This is a genomic window from Actinocrinis sp. (assembly GCF_035605935.1).
Taxonomy (GTDB): Bacteria; Actinomycetota; Actinomycetes; order Streptomycetales; family Catenulisporaceae; genus Actinocrinis.
Window position 1 is genome coordinate 1 of sequence record NZ_DATNGK010000095.1, and the last position, 2454, is coordinate 2454.

A 2454-nucleotide genomic window follows, 5' to 3' on the forward strand; every position below is an offset into this window, starting at 1 on the left:
GCCGATCGACGACCCTGGCTGCGTTGCCGAAACATCCACAGACGACCCACGGTGTTGAATGAGGAGCGCGAGGATGCTCCGGCGCCTTGCCAGGCCCGCCGCTTGGCCGATTCGCTGTGCCGTACCCGACAATTGCGGCAAACCGCCGCTGACAGTGCGTGACGCTAGACCCCAACCTGGGATCAGGCGCCCCCTCAGACCCGAACCCGCACTGCGAGCAGCGTCACGTCGTCGTCCTGCTCGTGCTCACGCAGCATCGTCTCGACAAGATGATCGAGCAGCGGTTCCAGCGCGGTGTCCGGCGCGGAGAGGGCCGCGGCGCGCAGCCGAGCGAGTCCCTCATCGAGCGAGTCGACGCGCGTCTCCACCAGACCGTCCGAAAAACCGATCACGATGTCGCCGGGCCGCAGCGAGAGCCGGTGCTCGACCCGCTCCTCGCTCCAGCCGAGCGGCGTGGCCTCCGGCGTCGCGTCCACGTAGCGCGCGTCGCCCTCGGCCGTCATCACCAGCAGCGGCAGATGGCCCGCGTCGGAGATGACGAGACCGCCGGTGGCCGGGTCGTAGACCGAGTACACGACGGTGGTCAGCGATTCGGCGTTCTCAGTGGCGTCGAAAAGGCGATCGAGTCCGGTGAGTACGGCGCGCGGTGAAGGGTCGCTGTATGCGAGGGCGCGCAACGCGGCACGGACGCGGCCCATGCCGGCGGCGGCGGTGACGCCCTTGCCGATCACGTCGCCGACAACCATGCCGAGCCGGCCGTCCTGGAAGCCGAACAGGTCGTACCAGTCGCCGCCGACTTCGGTGTCCAGCGAGCCGGGGATGTAGCGGAAGGCCGCATCGATACCGGGCAGATCGGGCAGCCGCTTGGGCAGCAGCGCATCCTGAAGCGAGACGACCTGACGGTGTTCACGCTCGTGCATGCGCGCCCGTGCGACGGCCATGGTGCATTGTCCGGCGAGCGCCTGGAGATAGGCCTGATCGTCTTCGTCAAAGGTGCGGGCCGACTCGTACACGAGGTAGAGACCGCCGACCGGGCCGGCGGCAGTGGTCAGCGGTAGCACCGCCCAGGACTGCTCCGCCTCAAGCGAGTCCTCCCACTCCACCGCTTCGGGGAAGGCCGCTCGCACCGCGCCGCGATCCGCGAGGTAGCAGGCGTGCCCCGCGCGGACAGCAGCGGTGAGAAGCGGCGGCCAGGATGCGGTACGCCGTTCCCAGCGCTCATCGTCCGCTACCCGTGACTGGCGCTGCGCCGGAAGCGAGCGCACAGTCCGGGTCTGCGGCCACGGCGAGCGGCCGATCGGGTCGAGCAGCCGCAGCTCGACATGCGAGGCGCCGGTCACCTGGCCCAGCTTGGCCACGGCCGCGCGCACCTCCCCGATGGTCAGCGCGCCGGCCAGCTCCCTGGCGACGGTCTGCAGCTTGCCGATCCGCCACTGGGTAGAGCCCAGCAGCTCGGCGATGCGGTGCCGGTCGGTCACGTCGTGCACGATCGCGAGAGCTCCAGTGATCTGCCCGGCCGGGTCGTGCACCGGGGACCAGTGTGTTCGAAGGACGCGGACACCGGGGCCGCGCGGCGCCGGCGCCCACGAGGCGGCCTCCCAGCGCTGTTCCGGCTCGCGCCAGGTTTTGCCGGTGGCCACCACCCGTGCCACCGACTCCTCGACCTGCTCCCCCAGCTCGCCGGGCAGGATCTCGCTGGGCAGCCGGCCGAGGTGCTCCTCGACGCTGAGCCCGTTGATCTCCGCGAGCGCCCGGCTGACCTGGCGGTAGCGGCCGTCCGCGCCATAGCAGGCGAAGGCGACCGATCCGTCGTGCAGCAGCGCGCGCAGCAGCGGCGAGTCGGAACCGGTCTCGTGCGCGGCAGGGCTCTGCTGCCGAATGGCGTCTCGGGCCACAGCTCGCTTCCCGTCCCCTAACCGTTCGCGACGAGACGACGGACTGCCGTCCGCCGCCGTACGGGCGGCCGCCGGTCCACGTCCGGCGCCGTCTCACCGGATCGAGCTTAGCCGTCACCGCCTGTCTACAGGGAGTGATTGAGCCAGGATTCTCCCGATCCGCCGACCGGGCCGGCCGCGTCAACAGGTCCAGACCACCGCGAAGATGGACATTCCCAACGCGCTCGCCGTAGCGGGCCGACCACGCTCCACAATCGGCGAGACGTTGGACACACCGGCCGATCAGGTGAGCCGGATGCGGTCGGCCTACCCAGCCGGCTCCGGGCACACACTTGTGCGTCACCAGCCGAGACGCGCGCAACTGTCTGTCAGCTACCGGATACGGCCTGACGCGGCCTCAGCATCGTTTTGCAGCCTCAGAGGGCGTCTGATCCCATGTTGGGGGCGAATCGGCCGATCGACGACCCTGGCTGCGTTGCCGAAACATCCACAGACGACCCACGGTGTTGAATGAGGAGCGCGAGGATGCTCCGGCGCCTTGCCAGGCCCGCCGCTTGGC

1 protein-coding gene is annotated in these 2454 nt (G+C 70.1%); it reads right to left on the minus strand.

What is annotated here, in order from left to right:
- Nucleotides 1–194: 194 nt before the first annotated feature.
- Nucleotides 195–1895, minus strand: a complete 1701-nt coding sequence (locus VN779_RS08645) for a SpoIIE family protein phosphatase (protein ID WP_325721920.1) — start codon at nt 1893–1895, stop codon at nt 195–197.
- Nucleotides 1896–2454 lie beyond the last annotated feature (559 nt).